We start from the raw sequence: 17,142 nt of genomic DNA, 5'->3' as shown, positions 1-17,142 counted from the left end.
AGCCCACTGCTAATCCACTGTGGGAGCGAGCTTGCTCGCGATGGCGGCCTTAAGGTCACCCAACCTCTATGCCCAGAACCTCAATCACCAAATCCCCCACCGGCCGCTTCCACACCACCTCATCCCCAACCTGCGCACCCAACAGCGCCCGTCCCAGTGGCGAACCCCAATTGATCAATCCGCTGGCGGCATCCGCCTGATCCTCGCCGACCAACTGCACACGCTGTTCGTTGCCCTGTTCATCGGCAAACGTCACCCAGGCGCCCATCTGCACCTTCTCGGTCGAGGAGGCCGGTACGACTAACTGGGCGCTTTGCAGGCGTTGGTTGAAATATCGCCAGTCACGCTCGAGGTCGGCCTGGCGCTGTTTGTCGGCCAGGTCTCCTTTCGCGCTCTGTTCATTGAGCAGGTTTTGCACCTCGGCAACTTTCGCCTGAAGCTGCGCAAGCCCGGCGGGCGTGACGTAATTGGGCTGCGCGCTGACTTGCCGTTCGACTGGCTGATCGGCTTGCGCGGCGGCGTTATCTTCATTGACGAAGGCGCGACTCATGGTTTTCTCCCGTTATAGGGTTTGGGCCATGGTTGCAGTCTTTTAGTTTCGATGGATGTCTGTCAGCGACTCATGGCGAGCGATAGGCCCGGGCAGCGCCCTGGTCTTTCTGTTGCTGCCAGGCTTTGTCCCGATCGTCCCAATGGCGGCTGTGATAGTCCGCGCGATCTTCACTTTCGCGCATGGCCTGGCACTGCCGGAAACCGTCGCTCCAGCCTTCGGCGTATTGCTTGTCCTTGAGGTAGCGCGGGACGTTCTTGCGAAACTCGCCGGTGATGGCCCCGGCGGCCTGCCGGCCACTGCTGCAACCATCATCGAAACCATCGGCGAAGGCCGGTGGATAGCCTTTGGCAATCAGATCCTCGTGGGTCGTCTGGCAACCCGCAATTAACATCAACAACCCCAGCACCGCTGCGCAACGCCACATCCCTGACTCCCGGACCGTTTCAACGGCCTACAAGTGAAGTCTAGGAGTGAATGCGTCAGGCGTATGTGAAAGGCCTGTGATTAATCCGTTTGACCACGCAAATCCCTTGTGGGAGCGGGCTTGCTCGCGAAGGCGGAGTGTCAGCCAACATTGATGGCGACTGACACTCCGCCTTCGCGAGCAAGCCCGCTCCCACAGGGAAATCGCGGCATTTCTGGGTCAATAGTGATACCACTTCACCTCAAGCATCACTTCGTTCTCGGGACTGGAGAGGTGGCTGAATTCGCGCTGGGCGCTCAGGCGCAGCCCAAGGTTGCGCGACAATTCCCACTGCTGGTTCAGGCTCATGCTGCGGCGCACTTCGCCATTGGTGAAGAAATCGCCCTTGGCTTCCAGGCTGAAGTTGCCGAGCGGGTTTTTCCACAGCAAGCCGCTGTTGAAGCCGGCCGCGGGGGCAACGAACCCGGCGAAGTCGCTGTTGTGTTCGATGCGCACCGTGCCTAGCGCAAAGCCGAGCATGTCTTCGCTCAGTTGCCAGGTACCGCCGGCACCGCCGTTGACGTGGCTGACCAATGTTTCGTCGTCATGCTTGCCCGGCACTCGCTCCAGGCCGCCAGTGACTTGCCACGACAACGGCTGCAACAGCTCATTGCGCGGCGTCAGGGAGCGGATGGTCGCCAGGTCGAGTTGCTGCAACTGCCAGTGATTGCCTTCGTATTGGCGCAGTTTCATCTGCAGGATTTCGATCTGTGCGCCGAGCGGGAAGCTCTCGGCGTTATCGTTGAGGTCGTGATAAGCCATGCGCAGGCCATATTCGCCAAAGGCCTTGTCGCCCCGGGTGCCGATGCCGGCCTGCCAGGTGCGCGATTCATGACCGTTCTCGGGCAGGCCGGGGCGCGGGATGTCCAGCTCTGGCGGCGGGTTCTGGTTGATCGCCCGCAGCAGTTCGAAACTGCGTTGCGCCCGTTCCGGATCGCGTTCCTGACCATTGGCGCGATAACGTTCAAGTCGGTAAGCCGCATCGATGATCAGCGCCTGACGCTCGCGTGGTTGCGCCTTGAACGCCGGTGCCTGCAGCTGCTTCTGGTCGGCGCTGACTTTCAGCACCCACTGCTGTTCTTCATCGTTCAACGGCTGCGCGCGGCTCAACAGCTCCCGCTCGCGTGATGGACGATATTGGATGGACTGCACCAACCCGGCTTCTTTCACGGCCTTGACGGTGTCGGTCGGAATCGCCGTGAGCGGGAATTGCTCGGTCAGGCGCAGACTCGGCCGCGCCACTTGCAGCAACTCCAGCAGGCGATAAGAGCAGTTTTCGTCGAAGAAGAAATAGTCGAACTGGATCTGCTTCAACTCCCAGACGTGCTCGACCATGCGCTCGGTTTCGGCCTGCGTCAGGTTCAGCCGGTACTCCCACAGATCACGATTTTCGAGGCTGCGGTATTCCGAGAGTTTTTCCTGATAGGGCACCAGTGCGAACAGCCCCGGATAACCGCCCATCAAGCCTTTCCAGGCGTAAAGGATGCTGTTGTCCGAACCTTCGATATAGGCGCCGAAGTTAATCGCGTAACTGAGCAGTGAGGTCTTGTCGCTCTCTACATCGGCCTGGTCGATGCGCAGCAAGGTATGGCCGAACATTGATGAAGGGCTGTTCAGATAAGCCGCCGGGAAAATCATCACCGCGCTGTGGGGCGAGACATCCTTGAACCACTGCTTGAATTCAGCACAATCGAGTGCCGGAAGATCCGTCAGGTTGAGCTGTGCCTTCAGCCAGCGGGTACGGGCCGGGTAGACGCATTGGGCATGCCGTTCGCCAGCGCTGGCCGGTGCGTACAGCGCCTGCACGGTGGCGGCCAGTTCGCGGTCGGGATGTTCATTGCCGTCGGGCGCCAGAAAGAACTTCTTGTCGCTGACATAGCTGCGCCAGCCGCCGAGCTTGCCGGTTTCGTAATGGCCCAGGGAAATCCAGAAAGGGTCATTGGCCAGTTGCTGCAAACGTTGATCATCAATGTGTGGCGCGGCGGACAGCGGGGCGCAGACACAGAGCGCCAGCCAGGCAAGGCGTTTGAGCATAGTGGGCAACTTAAGTCGAAAAAAACGAAGACCCAAAGAGGGACGGGTCCAAAAAATAAAACCCGCGCCTCGAGAGGAGCGGGCAGAGCCGAGCTTAAGCTTGAGTAGCGTACTTGGCCAGACGTGGATCGGACTTCAGGATAGCGAGGGTGTTGGTATGCACGTCTTCAGCGGTCACGTCAGCCTTGCTGAAGATCTGCTGGAAGTGCTCGTGAGTCACAGTGGCGAAGTGCGCACGGTCTTCCGGCGCCACGCCCAGTACCACGGCATAGGTCGTCAGCGCTTCGCCATTGCCTTTAGCCATGTCTTCGGACAACTCGTTCATCATGCCATTCATGGCAAGCCAGGATTTGCCGCCATAGGTCAGCGACGCGTTAGTCGAGCAACCGTTGGTACCGGAAGTCATACCAAATGTTGCGTTGCCGGACGTGCCGTTAGTGGTGGATGCCAGGAAGTGAGCCGGAGTGCCACGCTGACCTTCGAACAGCATGTTGCCCCAACCGCAATCCGGGCCGCCTGGCGCCTGTGCCATGGCGTTGAGGGATACAACGGTGAAGAGAGTACCGAGAAGAATCCGTTTCATAGCTATGTTCTCTTTGTGTGCATACCAATAGACAAGGGGTCTGGCCCGATCTGGCGCCAGTGGGCCGGTTATTAGTTCCAGCCGCGCAGTTTGGAGTTTAGGCACGTTCCAAGGGTTCCGTCTTTTTTTACGAAACATTCGCACTAAACATTGATTTGGCCCCGCCGCACCCGGGGATGACGGCTTGTCTATGCTTTGGCAAGAGGCGCGCCTTGCAAGTGAGGTAGGGGCAGCGCCAGAATGCCGCTATCTGCCCCGCCTGATGTAAGGAAGCCCGATGCCTGATCCTGTTGCTGCCAGCTTGCGTCTAGCGCCTGAAGCGCTGACCCGTCCGTTTTCCGCTGAACAGTTCAGCTTCTCTACCACCAATGATCTGGAGCCCTTCCGCGGTGTGCTTGGCCAGGAACGTGCGGTCGAAGCCTTGCAGTTTGGCGTGGCCATGCCACGCCCCGGTTACAACGTATTCGTCATGGGTGAGCCCGGCACCGGCCGGTTTTCGTTCGTCAAACGCTACCTGAAAGCCGAAGGCAAACGCCTGCAGACCCCGGCGGACTGGGTCTACGTCAACAATTTCGACGAGCCTCGCGAGCCTCGCGCGCTGGAGCTGCCCTCTGGCACGGCCGGTGCCTTCATTGCAGACATCAACGGCCTGATCGACAACCTGCTGGCAACCTTTCCGGCGGTCTTCGAACACCCGTCCTACCAGCAGAAAAAAAGTGCCATCGACCGTGCCTTCAACCAGCGCTACGACAAGGCTCTGGATGTGATCGAGCGCCTGGCGCTGGAAAAAGAGGTCGCGCTGTATCGCGATGCCAGCAACATCGCGTTCACTCCGATGGCCGAGGGAAAGGCGCTGGACGAGGCCGAATTTTCGCAGTTGCCGGAAGCCGATCGCGACCGTTTCCACGACGATATCTCGTGGCTGGAAGAACGCCTCAACGAAGAACTCGCGAGCCTGCCGCAATGGAAGCGCGAGTCGAGCAATCAACTGCGCCACCTCAACGAAGAAACCATCACCCTGGCCTTGCAGCCGCTGTTGTCCCCGCTCTCGGAGAAGTACGCCGAAAACGCTGCGGTGTGCGGTTATCTGCAAGCGGTGCAGGTTTACCTGCTCAAGACCGTGGTCGAGCAATTGGTCGACGACAGTAAAGTCGATGCGGTAGCCCGCAAGATGCTGGAAGAACAATACGCGCCGAGCCTGGTGGTCGGTCATTCCGCCAGTGGCGGTGCGCCGGTGGTGTTCGAGCCGCACCCGACTTACGAAAACCTGTTTGGCCGCATCGAATACAGCACCGACCAAGGGGCGATGTACACGACCTATCGGCAGCTGCGCCCGGGTGCATTGCACCGCGCCAACGGCGGATTCCTGATCCTTGAAGCGGAAAAAATGCTCAGCGAGCCGTTCGTGTGGGACGCGCTGAAACGCGCCCTGCAATCGCGCAAACTGAAAATGGAGTCGCCGCTCGGTGAGCTGGGCCGTCTGGCCACCGTGACGCTGACCCCACAAAACATCCCATTGCAGGTCAAGGTCGTCATTATTGGCGCGCGGCAGCTGTATTACACGCTGCAAGACCTCGATCCGGACTTCCAGGAAATGTTCCGCGTCCTGGTGGACTTCGATGAAGACATCCCGATGGTCGACGAAAGCCTGGAGCAGTTCGCCCAGTTGCTCAAGACCCGTACTTCGGAAGAAGGCATGGCACCGCTGACCGCCGACGCGGTGGCGCGCCTGGCGACCTACAGTGCGCGCCTGGCCGAGCATCAGGGACGCTTGTCGGCGCGCATCGGTGATCTGTTCCAGCTGGTCAGCGAGGCGGATTTCATTCGCAACCTGGCGAGCGATGAAATGACCGATGCAGGGCACATCGAACGAGCTCTGAAGGCCAAGGCGACCCGTACCGGGCGCGTCTCGGCACGGATTCTCGATGACATGCTCGCCGGGATCATCCTGATCGATACCGATGGCGCGGCGGTTGGCAAATGCAATGGTCTGACGGTGCTGGAAGTCGGCGACTCGGCCTTCGGCGTGCCGGCGCGGATTTCCGCCACGGTGTATCCGGGTGGCAGCGGCATTGTCGACATCGAGCGCGAGGTCAACCTTGGCCAGCCGATTCACTCCAAAGGGGTGATGATCCTCACCGGGTATCTGGGCAGCCGTTACGCCCAGGAATTCCCGCTGGCGATCTCGGCGAGTATCGCGCTGGAGCAGTCCTACGGTTACGTCGACGGCGACAGTGCGTCGCTGGGCGAGGCATGCACGCTGATCTCGGCCTTGTCGAAAACACCGCTCAAGCAATGCTTTGCAATCACGGGCTCAATCAACCAGTTTGGTGAAGTGCAGGCCGTGGGCGGGGTCAACGAGAAAATCGAAGGCTTCTTCCGGCTCTGCGAAGCCCGCGGTTTGACCGGTGAGCAGGGGGCGATCATTCCACACGCCAACGTTGCCACGTTGATGCTCGATGAGAAGGTGTTGTCGGCGGTGCGTGCGGGCCTATTCCACGTCTATGCGGTGCGCCAGGCCGATGAGGCGCTGAGCCTGCTGGTGGGCGAGCCGGCCGGTGCGCCGGACGAGAATGGCGCGTTTCCCGAGGGCAGCGTGAATGCGCGGGTGGTGGAGCGCTTGCGGGTGATCGCCGAAATGATCAGCGAAGACGACCTCAAGGAAGCCGAGAAAGAGGCGGCGCTGGAGGCGTTGGTCGAAGCCAAGCCGGCCTGACCCATCCGAGATCACAACGATCCACTGTGGGAGCGAGCCTGCTCGCTCCCACATTTGTATTGGGTAAACACCGAAAAAGTGCCATCACTCTGGCGCCAATATTCACGCAATGACCATTCGGCGCCTTCTGGTTTCGCTTGACGTACTGGTCAGACTTTTCTTCTATTCTCAGCTCAAGGATATCGACAGTAATCACTGGATCGAGACAGCCTTCCCGTGGGGGCTGAATACCGGATCTATCGAGGGTCGCCGCCATGTCGCGCAACCTCTGCCTTACCCGTCAATGTTTGGGCCTTGTGACCCGTATCGAATGTGCCATCCGCCCATTGGCGGGGGATACGGGCATGTGGACCTTGCTCTTTGCCGCCGGAATGGCCGGCGAACAACCTTCAGCCATCAAGGCACAGGGCCCGTTCCACGGCCCTTTCGTGGCTGAATCAATTCTCGACACGATTGTTGAGAGCTTGACCTTGCATGGCTACGAGCTGGCCGATGACCCGCAGATCTGGTGCCTGCACCTGCAAGCCCAGCTTCGGGAAATCAACGGTGGCCGGTGCCGCAATCTCGGTGGCTTCGAGTTCCGACCCGATCACTGAGCCGGCTATTGCTCAAGGTGCGTCAAGTCCGCTTGGGCCAGTTTGACTTCGAAGCCGTATTGCACGGTGGTGAGGTCGGTTCGCTGGTAAGTTTCCAGACGTGTTGGCTGGCCGTAGAAGTAATGCACGGCAAATAACGCCGGGCCTTCCGTGCTCGCGTCGTGGGTCACCGAAAGAATCTCTTTGAGGTAGTTTCCAGTGTCGTCCTGGGCAAAAAAACGCCAGTCCTGAGCTGGAAACAGCTTCAGATCAACCACCAACGCATTGCCTTTGAGTTCCAGGCCTTTGGGCAACGGGTGGGCGTTGAGCGTCTGTTTGTCGACTATCGCCAAGAACAGCGGCATCGAGCCCACTGCATAGGCCGGCGTCTCCGGAAACAGGTTCAGGTCATAGGAGATGGTGCCGTGAAGCGGGTCGACCTGGTAAGCCTCCGATGGCAGTTCGATGGGGCCATCGCGTTTGCCATTTCTGTCTGCCGTAAAAAAAGTGACCGGGCTATCGCCGGGACTGAACGAGGTGCCGAGCAGTTCATCGTTGAAGCTTCGGGGGTGATCGAATTCAATGCGTGCGGCACTCGGGTCGTCCACCGATTGGGTGACGGTGACGCTCTTCTTCAATTGTTCCTCGCCGAGTGTCGCGCCCTTGAGCCAGCGCGGGGCCTGATCGTCATATACCACGACGGGCAGGCTCAGTGGCTGGATGGTTTTTGCCGTGGTGTGTGAATCGAAGCGGCGCACCGGCAGGTTGAGGTCTTTGCGTGTCACCGTGACGGCTGAAAAGTCCAATACGCTGACGTCGAGGGTGTCGATCGAGCCGTTGAAATACACCTTGGTGTAATGATGACTCTGCTGCTTCTCGAAGTTGCGCTGTTCTTCATCGATCTGCTTTTCGAACGCCTCGCTCCAGGCCTTTTGTTCTTGCATCTTCGCCAGCTGTTTTTGATAGAAGGCAATTTGCGCGGCGGTTTCATTGATTGAACCCGAGCGCGACAGGAATTGCCCGGTGGTGTCCCTGGCCTGGACGATCAAAGGGTTCAATGGCGTATCGCCGACTTCGGCGGCCGGTGGTGCGCTGTTGTTGAATTCGATTTCAGCGTAGTTGTTGGCAAGGCGCAGCAAGGTGACGCTGAGATTGTCATCGGTGCGGGTCTGGCCCACGTCTTTTTTCGTCAGTTCAAAAGTGTAGAGGCGGCGTGGCGCAATCACTTCCACCTTGCCCTGCAGGCTTACCGGTTGAGGCTGGTGCTTGATGTCCACGTCCAGGCCTTCGATGAATGGATAGGTCACCGTCAAATCATCGGGGTTGTTCAGGTTGGAACTCGAAGGGCTCAGCTGAATGCCAGGATCGGTTTCCGACCATTCCGGCTGAAACGCGATGACGCGCTTGTTGCTCAGGGTCACCGATTGCCATTCCAAGCCATGGGGAAAGAGGAATGATGCCGGGATGCTGAAATTGAAGGGGAACACCGGTTGCAAGTCGGTCAGGTAATCGGAGCTGGAATCCTTGTGCAGCACGAACAGACCGTTGATGTAGGTATCGACCAGTGCCTGTGGCGTGGGGTAATGCTTGAGCGCGGCGAGGACGTCTTCGCCGTACTCGGTTTCGACCGGCTTGCTGTCGAGTTTCAGCTGCGCACGTTCGAGCAGCAACAGTGAGCCGCCCAGTTCGGCCACGGCATCCTTGAGCTTGGGATCCTGAATGGCATCCAGAGACTTTTCGAACTGCGCGGTCTTTTCCTCGAGGCTGACCTGGCGTTTCTCGTCACTTGGCGAGCAGGCACTCAACAGCAAAGCCAGGCAAATGCCGGCACTCTTTAGAGGCAATCGCACATCCATTTCCAGTTTCCTGTCCGATGTCGCTAAGCTTTCGATAGTCTGGACACTAGCAGAAAAACTTTGTAACACACGCGCAGGTAAAGGATTTCCCAACGGTTTCCGGTTGCTTCTGGGGACAGACAGGCGGCTGGTATACTCGCGGCCATTTTCAACCCTACGTGCGAGATTCAATGGAACGCTTTATCGAAAATGCGATGTACGCATCCCGCTGGCTGCTGGCGCCGATCTACTTCGGTCTGTCCCTGGGGCTGCTGGCACTGGCGCTGAAATTCTTCCAGGAAGTCTTCCACGTCATCCCCAATGTGTTCTCGATGGCCGAGTCGGATCTGATCCTGGTGCTGCTGTCGTTGATCGACATGGCTCTGGTGGGCGGTCTGCTGGTGATGGTGATGATTTCCGGTTACGAGAACTTCGTCTCCCAACTGGACATCGACGACGACAAGGAAAAGCTCAACTGGTTGGGCACCATGGATTCGTCTTCGTTGAAGATGAAAGTGGCGGCTTCCATCGTGGCGATTTCCTCCATCCACTTGCTGCGGATTTTCATGGACGCCAAGAACGTCGATCCCGAGCATTTGAAGTGGTATGTGATCATCCACATGACGTTTGTGGTATCGGCGTTTGCCATGGGGTATCTGGACAAGCTGACCAAGCACTGATTGCTGTCTTTTTGCAGGCTCAAGCCGCCCGTCTGTTGCGAAACAGACGGGCGGTGCCGTTTTTGACTTGTGCTTTGAGGTGCCGAGGCCTATCCATGTATTGATATTGACTCGCCACTGCGTGAGGTGCCTCCATGAATGTTGAAGAGTTGCGTGCGTATGCCATCGCCGGAAAAATCGATGAGCTGAACCTGATTTCCATGGAGGGCGGGATCTATCTGCTGGAGGCCCGGATGCACGGTGCGGCGTATCCATTGAGCGATACTCGCGGGCGTATGTTTAATTTACGCTCGGTTGAGCATGCACGTAGTTTGATCAAGTCCTTCCCGGCCTTGCCATTCAATCTTGTGCACACCTCTGTTCATGACGAAATGTGCGGATTGAGTGCAGCTTCCGAAGAAAGTCTGAAGGTCCCGATCGCCTTCCGTTCGTTCTGGGCACACTGACTGCGCTCATCAGCACCGCGACATCTGTGCTAGTCTGCTGGCCCTTTTGATTCCGGGCGCTCCGGGATGCGCTGTGCAAGCACGGCAAGTTCCGGGCCGTCCGCACAGCGGAGCAGTGTCATGTCCGAAGTAAATCTGTCCACCGACGAAACCCGCGTCAGCTACGGTATTGGCCGTCAGCTGGGCGATCAACTGCGCGACAACCCGCCACCGGGCGTTAACCTGGACGCGATCCTGGCTGGCCTGACTGACGCATTCGCCGGCAAGCCTAGCCGTGTGGGCCAGGAAGAAATGTCTGCAAGCTTTAAGGTGATCCGCGAAATCATGCAGGCAGAAGCAGCGGCAAAAGCTGAAGCAGCTGCCGGCGAAGGTCTGGCGTTCCTGGCTGAAAATGCCAAGCGCGAAGGCATCACCACCCTGGCTTCCGGCCTGCAATTTGAAGTGCTGACTCAAGGTGAAGGCGCCAAGCCAACCCGTGAAGATCAAGTGCGCACCCATTACCACGGCACCCTGATCGACGGCACTGTGTTTGACAGCTCCTACGATCGTGGTCAGCCAGCGGAATTCCCGGTTGGCGGCGTGATCCCTGGCTGGACCGAAGCCCTGCAACTGATGAACGCCGGTAGCAAATGGCGTCTGTACGTGCCGAGCGAACTGGCTTACGGCGCTCAAGGCGTTGGCGGCATTCCACCGCACAGCGTTCTGGTATTCGACGTCGAGCTGCTCGACGTTCTGTAAGACCTGGCCCGATCTAACGTCGGGCTGATGTGGGAGCGACACACTGTCGCTCCCACAGTGTTTTACGGCTTCTCATAGTTCGATCTTATGGTTCACATCGCTGGCCGGACGCAACGCCCGGGCATAGCAGAACAAAAACAGATTACGCACCAGTTCCTTGAGCACCACCGGCTCGCTGGAGCTCAAGCTGTTGACGTCCAGGTCTCCCTGGTCCTGCAATTCGTTCAAGGCTTCCTCTTCAAGCACCGCACAGACTTCTCCGGTTTCCCGATGCAGGATCCTGAGGTAAGGGTGTGGGCGGTCCAGCCAGGCATCGATCAAATAAGTCATGGGTCTCATCTCCTTTAATGGGTTTCAATGAGAATAATTCTTATTAGTCGAATAGCAAGGGGCTATTGGCGATTTGTGATTTTTTACGGATGAAGATTGCGTAAGGTCAAAGCAGCTGGCGTTTGGCTACTGCGAGGAATGGCTGGGCGAGGCGGGGGAGGGTGAAGCGCCATCCCACGCAGGGCGCGGGATGGAAGACAGCAATATCAGACTTTTCTGACGAACTCGGATTTGAGCTTCATCGGGCCAATGCCGTCGATCTTGCAGTCGATGTCGTGATCGCCGTCGCACAGGCGGATGTTCTTGACCTTGGTGCCGACCTTGACCACCAGCGATGTGCCCTTGACCTTGAGGTCCTTGATCACGGTGATGGTATCGCCGTCTTGCAGAACATTACCGACCGAATCTTTTTTAACCGAGTCATCGGACGCCGCTTCGGCTTCTCCGTTGGCGGACCATTCGTGGGCGCACTCCGGGCAGATCAACTGCGCACCGTCTTCATAGGTGTATTCGGAATTGCATTTCGGGCAGGGTGGCAACGTGCTCACTAAAGCTCCTTGGATTGAGGATCGCTAAAAGTCGCACATTATATAGGGTTTTAGGCAGGAGCGGGCTGGGCCCTGATAAACCTGTGGGAGCGAGCCTGCTCGCGATTGCGGTGTGTCCGCCGGCAAACATGTCGACTGGCGGATTGCAATCGCGAGCAGGCTCGCTCCCACAGGGTATTGCGGTGCAGTTAGTGCGTACGGGCGACCGCAAACTCACTCAACTCAACCAGCGCATCGCGGTATTCGCTGGCAGGCAGGGCGTCGAGGCACTTGATCGCACGGGCCACGTAATCACGGGCCAGTGTTGCGGTGTATTCCAGCGAGCCGGAAGCTTCAACGGCCTCGCGGATGCTTTCCAGGTCTTCGATCCCGCCTTTCTGGATCGCCTTGCGCACCAGTGCAGCCTGCTCCGGCGTGCCTTCGCGCATGGTGTAGATCAGCGGTAAAGTCGGTTTCCCTTCGGCCAGATCGTCACCGACGTTCTTGCCCAGGGTTTCTGCGTCGCCTTTGTAGTCCAGCAAGTCGTCGACCAGTTGGAAAGCCACGCCCAGATGATCGCCGAACGTACGCAGGGCTTCGGCCTGTTCCGCCGTGGCTTCGCACAGGGCTGCGGCGCTGTGGGTCGACGCCTCGAAGAGCATCGCGGTCTTGCCGCGGATGACTTCCATGTAGGTTTCTTCCGTGGTGCTGGCGTCACGAACCTTCGACAGCTGCAACACTTCGCCTTCAGCGATGATGCGCGTGGCTTGCGAAAGAATCTTCATCACTGGCATGGAGCCCAGCTCGACCATCATTTCGAAGGAGCGCGAGTACAGGAAGTCGCCGACCAGTACGCTGGGAGCGTTGCCCCACATGGCGTTGGCGGTCGAACGGCCACGGCGCATGCCCGACATGTCGACCACGTCGTCATGCAGCAGCGTGGCGGTGTGCAGAAATTCGATGGTCGCGGCCAGCAGGCGCAAGTCATCGCCTTCGCGACCCAGGGCCTTGCCACACAACAACACTAATAATGGGCGCAGGCGTTTACCGCCGGCCGAGGTAATGTAATCGCCGATTTTCGATACCAGCGGCACGCGTGAAGTCAGCTGCTTCTTGATGATGCCGTCGACGGCGCTAAAATCGTCCGCCACCGCGCGGTAGAAAGCTTGGGGTTGCATCAGCGACAGTCGCTCCAGAAGGGTTGCGCGGCATGCTAGGACCCACGTCGGCGGGTGTCAAGGCGCGATGGACGGCCTCTTGCATCGTCTTGGCAGCTTGCGTACAATCGCGCACCCTGAACTTCCTGGGCAGCACCTGCCTTACGCAATTGCAAACAGGCCTTCCAGCCTTATGCAGCCATGCCAGCCAATACCTCTTCTTATAAAGAGCTGGGTGAGCAGGATTATCGGAGAAATACCATGTCGTACGCAGTAATTGTTACTGGTGGCAAGCAATACAAGGTCGCCCCAGGTGAATACCTGAAGATCGAAAAACTGGAAATCGCTACCGGCGAATCCGTTACTTTTGATCGCGTTCTGTTGGTCGCCAATGGCGATGACGTGAACATCGGCGCTCCAGTTGTTGCCGGCGCTACCGTTGTGGCTGAAGTGATCTCCCAAGGTCGTCACGATAAAGTCCGCATCATCAAGTTCCGTCGTCGTAAGCACCACATGAAGCGTATGGGCCACCGCCAGTGGTACACCGAGATCAAAATCACCGGTATTCAGGCTTAATTTCAGCCTAATTCCTCACTAGGAGAATTGACTCATGGCACACAAAAAAGCTGGTGGTAGTACCCGTAACGGTCGCGACTCAGAAGCCAAACGCCTTGGCGTGAAGATGTATGGCGGCCAGGTTATTATTCCGGGCAACATCATCGTGCGTCAGCGCGGCACCCAATTCCACGCCGGTTACGGTGTTGGCATGGGTAAAGATCACACTCTGTTCGCTAAAATCGACGGCGTGATCAAGTTCGAAGTAAAAGGCGCCTTCGGTCGTCGTTACGTAAGCATTGTCCCGAAGACTGAAGTCGTCGCGGCATAATTACGTGGTTGCTGGAAAAGCCCTGTCTTGCGACGGGGCTTTTTCGTTTGTGGGGTGAGTCTCTTGCAAAGCTGTTTGTAATGGGCTCCAGCGCTGGATTTGCGGTCGTTGATTGAGGTCGCTGCGCTCATTTTTGCAAGAGTCTTATGTCTAGATTTTTTCGGCTCGTCCGTATGGCGAGAGGCGTTTTGTTATGAAGTTTGTTGATGAAGTATCGATTCGAGTAAAGGCCGGTGACGGCGGCAACGGTTGCATGAGCTTCCGTCGCGAAAAGTTTATCGAAAACGGCGGCCCGAACGGCGGTGATGGTGGTGATGGCGGCTCGGTCTACATGATCGCCGACGAAAACCTCAACACCCTGGTGGACTACCGTTACACCCGGCACTTCGATGCCGAGCGCGGTTCCAACGGCGGCAGCACTGACTGCACCGGCAAGAAAGGTGAGGAGTTGGTGCTGCGCGTGCCGGTCGGCACCACGGTTATCGATGCTGCCACCCAGGAAGTCATTGGCGACCTGACCAAGGCCGGCCAGAAATTGTTGGTAGCTCACGGTGGCTGGCACGGCCTGGGCAACACGCGTTTCAAATCCAGTACCAACCGGGCTCCGCGTCAGACCACTCCGGGCAAGCCGGGTGAGGCGCGTGATCTCAAGCTGGAAATGAAAGTGTTGGCTGACGTTGGTCTGTTGGGCTTGCCCAATGCTGGCAAAAGTACCTTCATTCGTTCGGTATCGGCCGCCAAGCCGAAAGTCGCCGACTACCCGTTCACCACGCTGGTGCCAAACCTGGGTGTGGTCAGTGTCGATCGCTGGAAAAGCTTCGTGGTCGCGGACATTCCGGGGCTGATCGAAGGGGCTTCCGACGGCGCAGGCCTGGGGATTCGTTTCCTCAAGCACTTGTCGCGTACCCGTTTGCTGCTGCACCTCGTGGACATGGCGCCGCTGGATGACACCAGTGCTCCGGACGCTGCTGAAGTGATCGTCAGTGAGCTGACCAAGTTCAGCCCGTCCCTGGCGGAGCGTGATCGCTGGCTGGTGCTGAACAAATGCGATCAGATCCTTGAAGAAGAGCACGACGCTCGCGTCAAGGAAATCGTCGATCGTCTGGAATGGACCGGTCCTGTTTACGTGATTTCGGCCATCTCCAAGCTTGGTACCGAGCGTCTGTGTCACGACATCATGCGTTACATGGAAGACCGTGCCGATCGTCTGGCTAACGACCCGGCCTACAAGGAAGAGCTGGCCGAGCTCGATCAGCGCATCGAAGACGAAGCCCGTGCTCAGCTGCAGGCGCTGGATGACCAGCGTGCCCTGCGTCGCAGCGGCGTGAAGTCGGTCCACGACATCGGCGACGATGATTGGGACGAAGAAGATGTGGATGATGAAGACGGTCCGGAAATCATTTACGTGCGTGACTGATTCGTTGCGATAAACTTAAACGCCGCTTACTAGAGCGGCGTTTTAGTATCTGGAAATCGATTGTTGGTCACAAATAACCACGAATAACGTTACGGGCAGTGCTACGTCGCGCTGTCCTCAAGCTAAGGTTGAAGATGATGCGGAGCAAGGTGACAGGTGCGCAGCGTTGGGTCGTGAAAATCGGCAGCGCTTTGCTGACGGCGGACGGCAAGGGCCTGGATCGCGCGGCAATGGGTGTCTGGGTCGAGCAGATGGTGGCTCTGCATGAAGCTGGTGTCGAGCTGGTGCTGGTGTCCTCCGGGGCCGTGGCGGCGGGGATGAGCCGCTTGGGCTGGACGGTACGACCCAGTGCGATGCACGAGCTGCAGGCCGCTGCTGCCATCGGTCAGATGGGGTTGGTGCAGGCCTGGGAGTCGAGCTTCGCCGAGCATGGCCGGCACACCGCGCAGATTCTCCTGACGCACGATGACTTGTCCGACCGCAAGCGCTACCTGAATGCGCGCAGTACGCTGCGAGCGTTGGTCGAGCTGAAAGTGATCCCGGTCATCAACGAAAACGACACTGTGGTCACCGACGAGATCCGTTTCGGCGACAACGACACCTTGGCGGCGCTGGTGGCGAACCTGGTTGAGGCTGATCTGCTGGTCATTCTCACCGATCGCGATGGCATGTTCGACGCTGACCCTCGCAACAACCCCGACGCAAACCTGATTTACGAAGCGCGCGCCGATGATCCGGCGCTGGATGCTGTCGCGGGCGGCACCGGTGGTGCATTGGGTCGTGGCGGCATGCAGACCAAATTGCGTGCTGCGCGTCTGGCGGCGCGTTCCGGTGCGCATACCATCATTGTGGGTGGGCGCATTGATCGCGTGCTGGATCGCCTGAAGGCGGGCGAGCGCATTGGCACCTTGTTGTCGCCGGAGCGCGGCATGCTGGCGGCACGCAAGCAATGGCTGGCAGGGCATCTACAGACTCGTGGCACCCTGGTGCTGGATGCGGGTGCGGTGACGGCGTTGTCCAAGGGCAACAAAAGTCTGCTGCCGGTAGGCGTCAAGCTGGTCCAGGGCAGTTTTCGGCGTGGCGAAATGGTCGTTTGCGTGGCTCCCGATGGTCGTGAGATTGCTCGCGGCCTGGCCAACTACAGTGCGCTTGAAGCACAAAAAATCATCGGTCAGTCGTCTGAGGCGATTGTCGGTCTGTTGGGTTACATGGCTGAACCGGAGCTGGTTCACCGCGATAACCTGATTCTGGTCTGAAGGAATACCTGAATGCGCATGGCAAAAGGATTATTGGGTCTGCTGTTGGCGATGCCGCTGCTGGCCTCGGCCGAGGAAATTGGCCAGGTGTCGACGGTGTTCAAATTCGTCGGCCCGAACGACCGTATCGTCGTCGAGGCCTTTGATGACCCCAAGGTAGAGGGTGTGACCTGCTACCTGTCGCGAGCCAAGACGGGCGGCGTGAAGGGTGGTCTGGGGTTGGCGGAAGATCGTGCAGAGGCGTCTATCGCGTGTCGTCAGGTCGGTCCGATCAGCTTCAAGGGCGAGCTCAAGGACGGGGATGAAGTGTTCAAGGAGCGCACATCACTGGTGTTCAAGACCATGCAGGTGGTGCGGTTCCTCGACAAGAAGCGCAATACGCTGGTGTACCTGGTTTATAGCGATCGCCTGATCGAAGGCAGCCCGCAGAATGCGGTGACGGCCATCCCGATCCTGCCGTGGACACACGCTCAGTAATCAGGCGAAGATCCAAATTGTGGGAGCGAGCTTGCTCGCGATGGCTGCTTAACATTCAACATCCATGTCGACTGTTATGCCGTCATCGCGAGCAAGTTCACTCCCACATTTTTTTGTGGTGCTTTTGCTAAATCGCAGGCAATAAAAAACCGACCCTGAGGTCGGTTTTTTAACAAGCTTATCGCTTATGCGGCAACAGCAAGGTTCAGAGCCTTGACGTGACCGTTCAGGCGGCTCTTATGACGAGCTGCCTTGTTCTTGTGGATGATGCCTTTATCGGCCATACGGTCGATAACTGGCACAGCCAGAACGTAAGCTGCTTGAGCTTTTTCAGCGTCTTTTGCGTCGATGGCTTTAACTACATTCTTGATGTAGGTACGAACCATGGAACGCAGGCTGGCGTTGTGGCTGCGACGCTTCTCAGCCTGTTTTGCACGTTTTTTGGCGGAAGGTGTGTTGGCCACCGTCG

At 58.2% G+C, this 17,142-nt stretch carries 19 protein-coding genes; 10 read left to right on the top strand and 9 right to left on the bottom strand.

Annotated features, from left to right (window positions below; translation table 11 throughout):
• Positions 1–55: 55 nt before the first annotated feature.
• The 4 genes from K5K95_RS04520 to K5K95_RS04505 form a co-directional block, all read right to left on the bottom strand.
• Positions 56–550, bottom strand: a complete 495-nt coding sequence (locus K5K95_RS04520; protein WP_222588528.1) for a GreA/GreB family elongation factor — start codon at positions 548–550, stop codon at positions 56–58.
• A 70-nt stretch (positions 551–620) separates the two neighbouring features.
• Positions 621–977, bottom strand: coding sequence for a hypothetical protein (locus K5K95_RS04515; RefSeq protein ID WP_222588527.1), 357 nt, complete (start codon positions 975–977; stop codon positions 621–623).
• Positions 978–1,196: 219 nt separating this feature from the next.
• Positions 1,197–3,050: a DUF4105 domain-containing protein gene (locus K5K95_RS04510; RefSeq protein WP_222588526.1), complete on the bottom strand. Its 1,854-nt coding sequence runs from the start codon at positions 3,048–3,050 to the stop codon at positions 1,197–1,199.
• Positions 3,051–3,144: 94 nt separating this feature from the next.
• Complete coding sequence (locus K5K95_RS04505) at positions 3,145–3,633, bottom strand: DUF3015 domain-containing protein (RefSeq protein ID WP_222588525.1); 489 nt, start codon at positions 3,631–3,633, stop codon at positions 3,145–3,147.
• 277 nt (positions 3,634–3,910) lie between these two features.
• Here K5K95_RS04505 and K5K95_RS04500 point away from each other — a divergent pair, with 277 nt between their 5' ends.
• Positions 3,911–6,349, top strand: coding sequence for a Lon protease family protein (locus tag K5K95_RS04500; RefSeq protein ID WP_222588524.1), 2,439 nt, complete (start codon positions 3,911–3,913; stop codon positions 6,347–6,349).
• A gap of 254 nt (positions 6,350–6,603) precedes the next feature.
• Positions 6,604–6,945, top strand: coding sequence for a hypothetical protein (locus K5K95_RS04495; protein ID WP_090179723.1), 342 nt, complete (start codon positions 6,604–6,606; stop codon positions 6,943–6,945).
• A 5-nt stretch (positions 6,946–6,950) separates the two neighbouring features.
• On the opposite strand, the gene K5K95_RS04490 is transcribed toward K5K95_RS04495, so the two are convergent.
• Entirely contained in the window at positions 6,951–8,780 is a 1,830-nt protein-coding gene (locus K5K95_RS04490; RefSeq protein ID WP_222588523.1) for a hypothetical protein, read from the bottom strand.
• A gap of 170 nt (positions 8,781–8,950) precedes the next feature.
• Between K5K95_RS04490 and K5K95_RS04485 the strand changes: the two genes are divergently transcribed.
• From K5K95_RS04485 to K5K95_RS04475, 3 genes are all read left to right on the top strand, one after another.
• Positions 8,951–9,439 (top strand): TIGR00645 family protein, encoded by a 489-nt coding sequence (locus tag K5K95_RS04485; RefSeq protein ID WP_149418392.1) that lies wholly within the window; start codon positions 8,951–8,953, stop codon positions 9,437–9,439.
• 134 nt (positions 9,440–9,573) lie between these two features.
• Complete coding sequence (locus tag K5K95_RS04480; protein WP_222588522.1) at positions 9,574–9,885, top strand: DUF6482 family protein; 312 nt, start codon at positions 9,574–9,576, stop codon at positions 9,883–9,885.
• A 120-nt stretch (positions 9,886–10,005) separates the two neighbouring features.
• On the top strand, positions 10,006–10,623 hold the full coding sequence (locus K5K95_RS04475) for an FKBP-type peptidyl-prolyl cis-trans isomerase (RefSeq protein WP_222588521.1): 618 nt from the start codon (positions 10,006–10,008) through the stop codon (positions 10,621–10,623).
• Between the two features lie 72 nt (positions 10,624–10,695).
• Here the strand turns inward: K5K95_RS04475 and K5K95_RS04470 are convergent, their stop codons facing one another.
• The 3 genes from K5K95_RS04470 to K5K95_RS04460 all read right to left on the bottom strand — a co-directional run bounded on the left by K5K95_RS04470 (position 10,696) and on the right by K5K95_RS04460 (position 12,658).
• Positions 10,696–10,953: a hypothetical protein gene (locus K5K95_RS04470; RefSeq protein ID WP_222588520.1), complete on the bottom strand. Its 258-nt coding sequence runs from the start codon at positions 10,951–10,953 to the stop codon at positions 10,696–10,698.
• A 206-nt stretch (positions 10,954–11,159) separates the two neighbouring features.
• On the bottom strand, positions 11,160–11,501 hold the full coding sequence (locus K5K95_RS04465) for a zinc ribbon domain-containing protein YjdM (RefSeq protein WP_222588519.1): 342 nt from the start codon (positions 11,499–11,501) through the stop codon (positions 11,160–11,162).
• A gap of 188 nt (positions 11,502–11,689) precedes the next feature.
• Positions 11,690–12,658 (bottom strand): polyprenyl synthetase family protein, encoded by a 969-nt coding sequence (locus K5K95_RS04460; protein ID WP_208671383.1) that lies wholly within the window; start codon positions 12,656–12,658, stop codon positions 11,690–11,692.
• 240 nt (positions 12,659–12,898) lie between these two features.
• Between K5K95_RS04460 and rplU the strand changes: the two genes are divergently transcribed.
• From rplU to K5K95_RS04435, 5 genes are all read left to right on the top strand, one after another.
• The gene (gene rplU / locus K5K95_RS04455) at positions 12,899–13,213 is read left to right on the top strand and encodes a 50S ribosomal protein L21 (RefSeq protein ID WP_003176051.1); all 315 of its coding nucleotides are present in this window, start codon (positions 12,899–12,901) and stop codon (positions 13,211–13,213) included.
• Positions 13,214–13,247: 34 nt separating this feature from the next.
• Positions 13,248–13,523 carry a 50S ribosomal protein L27 gene (gene rpmA, locus K5K95_RS04450; RefSeq protein ID WP_017340859.1) on the top strand — a complete coding sequence of 92 codons (276 nt, stop codon included), beginning with the start codon at positions 13,248–13,250 and terminating at the stop codon, positions 13,521–13,523.
• Positions 13,524–13,716: 193 nt separating this feature from the next.
• Complete coding sequence (gene cgtA, locus K5K95_RS04445; RefSeq protein ID WP_008037904.1) at positions 13,717–14,940, top strand: Obg family GTPase CgtA; 1,224 nt, start codon at positions 13,717–13,719, stop codon at positions 14,938–14,940.
• A gap of 137 nt (positions 14,941–15,077) precedes the next feature.
• Positions 15,078–16,196 carry a glutamate 5-kinase gene (proB, locus tag K5K95_RS04440; RefSeq protein ID WP_169374291.1) on the top strand — a complete coding sequence of 373 codons (1,119 nt, stop codon included), beginning with the start codon at positions 15,078–15,080 and terminating at the stop codon, positions 16,194–16,196.
• A gap of 12 nt (positions 16,197–16,208) precedes the next feature.
• The gene (locus K5K95_RS04435; RefSeq protein WP_090179747.1) at positions 16,209–16,673 is read left to right on the top strand and encodes a CreA family protein; all 465 of its coding nucleotides are present in this window, start codon (positions 16,209–16,211) and stop codon (positions 16,671–16,673) included.
• A gap of 185 nt (positions 16,674–16,858) precedes the next feature.
• Here K5K95_RS04435 and rpsT read toward each other — a convergent pair whose 3' ends face one another.
• Complete coding sequence (gene rpsT, locus K5K95_RS04430; protein ID WP_008154937.1) at positions 16,859–17,137, bottom strand: 30S ribosomal protein S20; 279 nt, start codon at positions 17,135–17,137, stop codon at positions 16,859–16,861.
• Positions 17,138–17,142: the final 5 nt, after the last annotated feature.

Source organism: Pseudomonas sp. DR48 (assembly GCF_019823085.1).
Classification (GTDB): Bacteria; Pseudomonadota; Gammaproteobacteria; order Pseudomonadales; family Pseudomonadaceae; genus Aquipseudomonas.
The sequence above is the reverse complement of the archived record's forward strand: the minus strand, read 5'-3'. Positions and strand labels throughout refer to the sequence as shown.

What these genes read in the sequence shown, in the direction of transcription:
- K5K95_RS04520 (WP_222588528.1), bottom strand. Translation starts at nt 550, where the DNA reads ATGAGTCGCGCCTTCGTCAATGAAGATAACGCCGCCGCGCAAGCCGAT.
- K5K95_RS04515 (WP_222588527.1), bottom strand. Translation starts at nt 977, where the DNA reads ATGTGGCGTTGCGCAGCGGTGCTGGGGTTGTTGATGTTAATTGCGGGT.
- K5K95_RS04510 (WP_222588526.1), bottom strand. Translation starts at nt 3,050, where the DNA reads ATGCTCAAACGCCTTGCCTGGCTGGCGCTCTGTGTCTGCGCCCCGCTG.
- K5K95_RS04505 (WP_222588525.1), bottom strand. Translation starts at nt 3,633, where the DNA reads ATGAAACGGATTCTTCTCGGTACTCTCTTCACCGTTGTATCCCTCAAC.
- K5K95_RS04500 (WP_222588524.1), top strand. Translation starts at nt 3,911, where the DNA reads ATGCCTGATCCTGTTGCTGCCAGCTTGCGTCTAGCGCCTGAAGCGCTG.
- K5K95_RS04495 (WP_090179723.1), top strand. Translation starts at nt 6,604, where the DNA reads ATGTCGCGCAACCTCTGCCTTACCCGTCAATGTTTGGGCCTTGTGACC.
- K5K95_RS04490 (WP_222588523.1), bottom strand. Translation starts at nt 8,780, where the DNA reads ATGGATGTGCGATTGCCTCTAAAGAGTGCCGGCATTTGCCTGGCTTTG.
- K5K95_RS04485 (WP_149418392.1), top strand. Translation starts at nt 8,951, where the DNA reads ATGGAACGCTTTATCGAAAATGCGATGTACGCATCCCGCTGGCTGCTG.
- K5K95_RS04480 (WP_222588522.1), top strand. Translation starts at nt 9,574, where the DNA reads ATGAATGTTGAAGAGTTGCGTGCGTATGCCATCGCCGGAAAAATCGAT.
- K5K95_RS04475 (WP_222588521.1), top strand. Translation starts at nt 10,006, where the DNA reads ATGTCCGAAGTAAATCTGTCCACCGACGAAACCCGCGTCAGCTACGGT.
- K5K95_RS04470 (WP_222588520.1), bottom strand. Translation starts at nt 10,953, where the DNA reads ATGACTTATTTGATCGATGCCTGGCTGGACCGCCCACACCCTTACCTC.
- K5K95_RS04460 (WP_208671383.1), bottom strand. Translation starts at nt 12,658, where the DNA reads ATGCAACCCCAAGCTTTCTACCGCGCGGTGGCGGACGATTTTAGCGCC.
- rplU (WP_003176051.1), top strand. Translation starts at nt 12,899, where the DNA reads ATGTCGTACGCAGTAATTGTTACTGGTGGCAAGCAATACAAGGTCGCC.
- rpmA (WP_017340859.1), top strand. Translation starts at nt 13,248, where the DNA reads ATGGCACACAAAAAAGCTGGTGGTAGTACCCGTAACGGTCGCGACTCA.
- cgtA (WP_008037904.1), top strand. Translation starts at nt 13,717, where the DNA reads ATGAAGTTTGTTGATGAAGTATCGATTCGAGTAAAGGCCGGTGACGGC.
- proB (WP_169374291.1), top strand. Translation starts at nt 15,078, where the DNA reads ATGCGGAGCAAGGTGACAGGTGCGCAGCGTTGGGTCGTGAAAATCGGC.
- K5K95_RS04435 (WP_090179747.1), top strand. Translation starts at nt 16,209, where the DNA reads ATGCGCATGGCAAAAGGATTATTGGGTCTGCTGTTGGCGATGCCGCTG.